This is a genomic window from Campylobacter sp. US55 (assembly GCF_004378955.1).
GTDB lineage: Bacteria > Campylobacterota > Campylobacteria > Campylobacterales > Campylobacteraceae > Campylobacter_D > Campylobacter_D jejuni.
The window spans coordinates 1-7,149 of sequence record NZ_RYYF01000014.1; the positions used below are offsets into that span (position 1 = coordinate 1).

Below are 7,149 nucleotides of genomic sequence, written 5' to 3' on the forward strand. Positions count from 1 at the left end.
ATTTGTCCAAATTCATCATTGCTTTTTACTTCTATAGTAGAAACATTTTTTGTTTTATGGTTGATGAAGTCAAAGAAATTTTGTAAAGATTTAAAAATTGAATTAATTTTTGCACTTACCATATATTTTATACACATATATACAATAGCCGAAATTATAATTAAAAATATAACAACTACAGCAACTATAATTAATTGAAGATGATATAAAGGTTTTAAAATTGAATTTTTAGGGGTTGTTACAAGTATACTCCAATGACTTGAATTTTCTAATGTACTAAAGGAAGAAACCGAAGCATAACTAGTTAAACCTGTTGCCGTATAAAAATTATTGATTAAAATATCTCTATGTTCTTTAATAGCACTTAAGATAGGAGCTACAGAAGGAGAATGGTTGTATTCATTGATTTTTTGCAAAATTGCTTTAGGATTTTCATGAATAACAAATGTTCCATCATCTGTAAGTAGCAATCTTAAATCTCCTTCATGAAAATTTAAAGAAGGATCAAGTAAAGCTTTAGACATCTGTGAAAGCTCTAAAGAGAAACCAATAACTCCTGCAAAGTCTCCTTTTTGATTAAAAATAGGCATTCCTAAGTTTATTCCTAAAAATTCTCCATTACCATAATCAAGACGCTTAACTGAACCAAAAGTGATCTTTTGCTCTTTATTGTGTACATTATTTTCAATTTTTGAGATTACAGGTATACTGTTATACATATTTTTATTTTGTATAAATGTTTTAATACCTCCGTCAATCCCCGGAGTTGAATCATTATAAACAATAGATAAATTTCCATTTTGAGTGTCTTTTTCTTTATTTCCTGATAAGACTGAAAGATCTTTAATGTACAAAAAAGCATAAGTGGTATGCATACTTGAATCTAATGTTTTTTTGGTTAAATTTTCCAATACATTAATGTCAATGTTCCCATTATCATTAATAACTTGTTGTATACTAGCACCTAATGCTTTAGAGAGTAAAAAAGGTTCATTAAGTGTGGATTGCATATAATTTACATATCTTTTTGAAGCTATATCTAGAGCAATTTCTGCTTCTTTTTCTATATTTTGAGAAACTTTCCATGATATGATGGCAATCATAAAGACTAAGCTAACCATAACACTTCCAATTACTGAAAGGGTTAATTTAGTTCCGATAGATTTTAACATTGTCTTCCTTTTCTTAGATATATTTATTTGTGAATTATAACTATAAAGTGCTTATTTTTTTCTAAAAAATTTATTAATTAATATTTTATTAATTAATAATTAATAATTAAATTAAATAGTGTTAAAATACATTTACAACAAATTTATATTAAGGAATAGCAATGAAAAAGATTTCCATTTCTTTTGTTGTCCTATCGACATGTTTATGGGCAAAAAATACCGCCTATACCGATGAAGTTGTATTGCTTTATCTTAATAAAGATGATATTAAAGCCATAGGAAGACTTTACCTACAAATCCTTTTGAAGTGTTAAAAAGCGAAAATAACAGGGTTTTGCTAAAAATTGATGGTTATGTAAATCCTAAAGCGCCTTCTGTAATTTATTTCAATAACTCTCAAAGAATTATTGTTGCAGCTTTTTCTAAAAATACAAAATTAAATTTCTCTCAAAGAATAACTGGAAAAGATGGAAAATGGAATAAGGTAAGTCTTGAAATTTGGGCAGATAAAAAAGAATTTGTCAAAGACAATAAAAAAATGTTAAATCGAGCCAAAGAGCTTTTTGTAAATAACTGCGGAATTTGCCATGCTATCCACAAAGAAAAAGAATTTACAGCTAACGCTTGGCCTACAATTTTCCGTTCTATGGCCGATAGAACAGGTATTGATAAAAAAGACAGATGGCTAGTTATAGAATACTTACAAAAAAACGCAAAAGATTTTAAAATAAAATAAGGAGAAAAGCATGCTAGATAGAAGAAAATTTTTAAAAATTGTAGCGAGCTTAAGTGCAGGAAAAACAGTAGAAGCTTCAAAAGTTAGCCTTGGACTTGTAAAAAATGGAGAAGTGATCACCGCAGCACACTGGGGGATTTTAAAACTCACTATAAAAGATGGCAAAATAGTAAAAAGCGAACCTTGGGAAAAAGTTACAAAAATGGATAATCCTTTACAGCGCTACACTGCTGATATGGTTTATAAATCTCGTGTGAAATACCCTTATGTGCGTAAATGCTACCTTGAAAATCCTGACAATCCTAAACCTGAACTTCGTGGTAAAGATGAATTTGTCCGCGTAAGTTATGATGAAGCGATCAAACTTATCGCCAAAGAACTTAAAAAAACAAGAGATAGCAAAGGTGCAAGTGCAATTTTTGGTGGAAGTTATGGCTGGAAATCAAGTGGAAATATGCAAAACTCACGCATCTTGCTTCATAGATTTTTAAATGTAACAGGTGGATTTGTAGGAGCTACTGGGGACTATTCTACAGGGGCTTCTCAAGTGATTATGCCTTATGTTGTAGGATCGATTGAAGTTTATGAGCAACAAACCTCATGGGAAAATATCTTAAGTGATTCTAAATATGTTGTAATTTGGGGTGCTGATCCGCTTTCTACTTTACGCATAGCTTGGACTTCAAACGAACAAAGAGGTTTGGCATACTTTGAAAAACTTAAAGACAGCAAAATCAAAGTAATTTGTATAGATCCTGTAAAAACCACTACGGCGAAATTTTTAAATGCCAAATGGATAGCTCCACGCCCAAATACTGATGTAGCTTTAATGATGGGTATGGCAAGCCATTTAATCGCTAAGAAAAAAGTCAATTACGAATTTTTAGACACTTACACTACAGGCTTTGATAAATTTAAAGACTATTTAGAAGGCAAAGAAGATGGAGTGAAAAAAGATACCAAATGGGCAAGTAAAATTTGCGGTATCGATGAAAAAACTATCAAAAATTTAGCTGAAACTTTTTACGATAATCCTACTATGATTATGAGTGGTTGGGGTATGCAAAGAGCACATCATGGAGAACAACCTCACTGGATGCTAGTTACTCTTTGTGCGATGTTAGGACAAATCGGCACAAAAGGAGGTGGTTTTGGACTAAGCTACCATTATAGCAATGGCGGTGTTCCAACTTGCAAAGGCGGAGTGATCGGTGGTATGACAGCAGGTAGCTTAGGAATTTGGAAAAATGGTAAATTTAAAGGCTTAAGCAAAGCAGAAGCTTCAAGTGAAGGCGCAGAATGGCTTCAAAATGCAGCGAGTTATTCTTTCCCTGTAGCAAGAATCGCTGATGCTTTACTTCACCCTGGAAAAACCATAGATCACAACGGCTCTAAGCTTACCTATCCTGATATTGATTTTATTTACTGGGTAGGCGGAAATCCTTTAGTGCACCATCAAGATACCAACACTAATGTAAAAGCATGGAGAAAACCACGCACCGTTGTGGTAAATGAAATTTACTGGACTCCAACAGCTAAAATGGCAGATATTGTTATGCCTGTAACTTCATCTTATGAAAGAGATGATATTACCATGACAGGAGATTATTCAAATATGCATATAGCTCCTATGAAACAAGCAGTTGAGCCTGTGGGTGAAAGCAAAGATGATTATGTAATTTTCTCTGATATTTGTAAAATTTATGGAAAAGATGTCTTTAATGCCTACACAGAAAATGGCAAAAAAGCTAAAGATTTCATCAAAGAATACTACAACAGTGCCCTAAAACAAACTCAAAGTTTTGGCGAAGCTTTTGCTACTCCTATGCCAAGTTTTGAAGAATTTTGGGCTAAAAATGAACCAATCACTTTTGAACCAACAGCTGAAAGTTTAGAATGGACTCGTTTTTCAGAATTTATAGAAGATCCTATCTTAAATGCTCTGGGTACAGATTCAGGACTCATTGAAATTTACTCAGAAACGATTAAAAATTATAATTATGATGATTGCAAAGCCCATCCTACTTGGTTTGAGCCTATTGAATGGCTTGGAAATGCAAGTAAAGAAGCACCTTTCCACTTACTCACAAATCACCCAAGAGATCGCTTGCACTCTCAACTTTGCCACACAAGCTTAAGAGATACTTATGCAATAAAAGATAGAGAGCCGATTTTAATCAATTTTAAAGATGCAAAAAAACTTGGTATAAAAAATGGCGATGTAGTGCGTGTGTTTAACAAACGCGGTGAAGTTTTAGCAGGAGCGGTTGTAAGCGATGAAATCATGCAAGGGGTTGTAAGGCTTTGTGAAGGTGCTTGGTATGATCCTAATGAAAACGGACTTTGCAAATGTGGAAATGCAAATGTTTTAACCATGGATATGCCAACTTCAAAACTTGCCAATGGCAATATCTCTCATACAGGGCTCGTAAACATAGAAAAATTTAAAGGTGAACTACCAAAACTTACTGCCTTTAATGCGCCAAAAGGTGTGAATTAAATTGCAAGAAAGCCGCAAGGCTTTCTATTGTCCAAGCAAATTTAAACTTAAAGCCATTATTGCCATTCCTGTGATAAGTCCATATAAACTATCATGAGCCTTATCATAAGTTTTTGCAGCGGGCAAAAGCTCATCAAGAGATATAAAAACCATAATTCCTGCAATCACAGCAAAACTTATAGCTAAAGTAAGATCGCCTATAAAAGGCAATAAAATCAAAGCTCCAACAAAAGCACCCAAAGGCTCTGCAAAACCCGAAAGAGCTGAATAAATAAAAGCTTTTTTCTTATCTCCTGTAGCATGGTAAATTGGCAAACTCACAGCCAAACCTTCAGGGATATTGTGTATAGCCACAGCTATAGCTATAGCAATTCCTAAAGTAAGATTATCAAGACTTGAAATAAAAGTAGCAAAACCTTCAGGGAAATTATGTATAGCAATAGCCAAAGCTGTAAAAATCCCTGTGCGTTTTAAAGCTTTAGTATTGATCTGATGCAACTTTTCTCCAGGATGAAATTTCGGAGGATTTTGTCCTTTTTGGGGTAAGGGACAAATTTTTAACTCGCTTAAATCCTTTTTAGGCTCATGAGGATTGACATCTTCGGGGATTAATTTATCAATCAATAAAGATATTAAAATTCCACCAAAAAAACAAGCCAATCCCAAAAGCTCAGCCCAATGTGAATCATAGTGATTTTTAAAATCTTTAAGTGCAGTGGGTAAAATTTCCATGAAAGAAATGTATATCATTACTCCAGCTGAAAAACCAAGCCCTAAAGAAAGCACTCTTAAATCATCTTTTCTGGAAAAAAAGGCTATTATAGAACCTATAGCTGTAGAAAAACCTGCAAAAAGAGTCAATAGCATTGCGATAAAAATTTGTTCGAATGTAAATTGCATTAATAATTCTTAACTTCAATAAAATTTTAATATTTTAAATATTTATATTTATAAAAAGTTAACATACGGTAAAAATATAAAAGATATTAAAATTTTTAAGAACATTTTAAAAAATTATAGAATATCATATCGTCTTTTTTATAAATTTTTAAAAGTTAAGGAAAAAATATGAATTTTCGTTCTTTAAATATAAGTACTAAGCTTATTCTATCTGTAGCTATAGGGGTAATTTTAGGCATCATCGTATTAGTTTCAACAGTTTCCATATATATTTCTGAAAATATGGAGAAAGAGGCCAAAGATTCAATATTTTTAGCTTCAAAAAGATATACCAATTATATGGAAGGCATTCTAAATGAAACTGTTGCACTTACAAAAGGAACCGCAACTTCCTTAAATGATATGTTTGAACACAATAATCAAGTTGATGCTGATCTGATTGAAAGCTTAATGAAAAATTTATTTGATAGTAGTTTATATTCAGCTTATACTTTTTTGTATTTAAAAGATACTTCAGTGTTAGGGGATGCTCAAGGAATTGATAAAAGATACACAAGTTCTGATGGTAAAACTTTTGCTATGATTTATTTTGATCGTAGCACTGGAAAATCTGGAGGAATTGAAGCAATTCAAACGCCAAATAATTTTAGCAATTTAAAGATTATACAAGAAGTAGAAAAAAATGCTAAATATGGGGATAAAGATAGTTTATTTGTTGGACCACCAACTAAACTTAATTATGATGGAAAAGATTTTCTAGGTATTAATTTTGGAATGCCTATTTTTAATAATAAAGGCAAATTTATTGGAGTTGTAGGATACACTTTAGATTTTGCTGAAGTTTCTGAAACCATGCTTGATCCAAAATTAGATTTTTTTGAAGGAGATTTAAGATTTTTAATGACTGATAAAGGCATTATTACCATTCATAAAAATCATAATGCTATTTTAAAAACATTAAATGATATAAATAAAGATCCTTCGGTGGAATTAATTAACAATGCAGTTAAAGAACACAAAACTGTTATAATAGATGATTATGTTGCTTCAACTGGAGATTTAAGCTATGCATCCGTTTCATCTTTTAGCACTGCAAATAATTCAAGTTATTGGAGTATGATTGTAACTGCTCCTAAAAATTCAGTTCTAGCACCTTTAAAGAAACTAGAAATTATTTTTATCATCATTTCTTTTTTTATACTACTTGTCATATTGATTATAGTTTATGTCTGCGTTAAAAAAATAGTTGGTTCTAGAATTCCTATTATTTTGAAATCTTTAGAAAATTTCTTCCGATTCTTAAATCATGAAAAAAATGAAGTGGATTTAATAAAAATAAAAGCAGATGATGAACTCGGAAAAATGGGTAAAATGATCAACGAAAACATCCTTGCTACTAAAAAAGGTTTAGAACAAGATAATCAAGCCGTTAAAGAATCAGTTCAAACAGTATCAATTGTAGAAAGTGGTAATCTAACAGCAAGAATTACTGCTAATCCTAGAAACCCACAACTTATTGAACTTAAAAATGTTCTAAATAAACTTCTTGATGTTTTACAAGCTAGAGTAGGTTCTGATATGAATGCTATTCATAAAATATTTGAAGAATATAAAAGCTTAGATTTTAGAAATAAATTAGAAAATGCTAGCGGTAGTGTTGAATTAACTACTAATGCTTTAGGTGATGAAATAGTTAAAATGCTAAAACAAAGTTCAGACTTTGCTAATGCTTTAGCTAATGAAAGTTCAAAACTACAAACTGCAGTTCAAAGCTTAACCACTTCTTCAAATTCTCAAGCTCAATCTTTAGAAGAAACTGCTGCAGCTTTAGAAGAGATCAC

General features: G+C 31.6%; 3 protein-coding genes and 2 pseudogenes. 3 read left to right on the plus strand and 2 right to left on the minus strand.

The genetic code is table 11. The features are described from left to right. A pseudogene (locus ELQ07_RS08000) lies at positions 1-1,172 on the minus strand (cache domain-containing protein); the annotation flags it as partial. 161 nt (positions 1,173-1,333) lie between these two features. On the opposite strand from ELQ07_RS08000, the pseudogene ELQ07_RS08005 reads away from it, so the two are divergent. Next, positions 1,334-1,908 (plus strand): annotated as a pseudogene (locus ELQ07_RS08005) (cytochrome c3 family protein). A 10-nt stretch (positions 1,909-1,918) separates the two neighbouring features. Then, complete coding sequence (locus ELQ07_RS08010) at positions 1,919-4,408, plus strand: molybdopterin guanine dinucleotide-containing S/N-oxide reductase (RefSeq protein WP_134224975.1); 2,490 nt, start codon at positions 1,919-1,921, stop codon at positions 4,406-4,408. A gap of 24 nt (positions 4,409-4,432) precedes the next feature. Here ELQ07_RS08010 and zupT read toward each other — a convergent pair whose 3' ends face one another. Then, complete coding sequence (zupT, locus tag ELQ07_RS08015; protein WP_096702686.1) at positions 4,433-5,308, minus strand: zinc transporter ZupT; 876 nt, start codon at positions 5,306-5,308, stop codon at positions 4,433-4,435. Between the two features lie 168 nt (positions 5,309-5,476). Here zupT and ELQ07_RS08020 point away from each other — a divergent pair. Then, on the plus strand, positions 5,477-7,149 hold a 1,673-nt coding region (locus ELQ07_RS08020), incomplete at its 3' end, for a methyl-accepting chemotaxis protein (RefSeq protein ID WP_134224976.1).

Coding starts and splice junctions, on each gene's coding strand:
- zupT (WP_096702686.1), bottom strand. CDS start 5,308: ATGCAATTTACATTCGAACAAATTTTTATCGCAATGCTATTGACTCTT.
- ELQ07_RS08010 (WP_134224975.1), top strand. CDS start 1,919: ATGCTAGATAGAAGAAAATTTTTAAAAATTGTAGCGAGCTTAAGTGCA.